The 415-nt window shown below is 61.4% G+C and carries 1 protein-coding gene; it reads right to left on the minus strand.

The window, feature by feature from the left end; translation table 11 throughout:
• Window positions 1-230, minus strand: a 230-nt coding sequence (locus AC2JF9_RS09855; RefSeq protein WP_500727414.1) for a LysR family transcriptional regulator, incomplete at its 3' end; no start/stop codon positions are given.
• Window positions 231-415: the final 185 nt, after the last annotated feature.

The raw sequence follows: 415 nt of genomic DNA on the forward strand, positions 1-415 counted from the left end.
TCTCGAAGCTGTTCCTGGATTATCTTCGCGTGCTCCAGCAGAACCCGGCCGGCCTGGGTGGGCGTCACGCCCTTCGTGTGCCGGACGAGCAGCATGGTGCCCAATTCGGCTTCGAGCTTCGCGAGCTGGCTCGAGACGGCAGACTGAGCCACGTGCACACGGGCGGCTGCTCCCGAGATGCAGCCCTGCTCAACGGCGTGGATGAAATATCGAAGCTGCTTCAGATTCATCGGGTCCACACAAGCAACCGTAGGCCTGGATGTTATCTGAAAAACAGATCGCAGCCAGCGGAATTTCATGGTTGGCGCAGGCCCGCGAGGGCGTGAAACTTGCTTCCGATCGGCAGAGGAAGCGGAGCCACGCTGTGCAGAAGACCATGACCATCAAAGCGACACGCCGCGCCGCTGTTGCGGGC

It is taken from the genome of Lactobacillus sp. C449L (assembly GCF_059900815.1).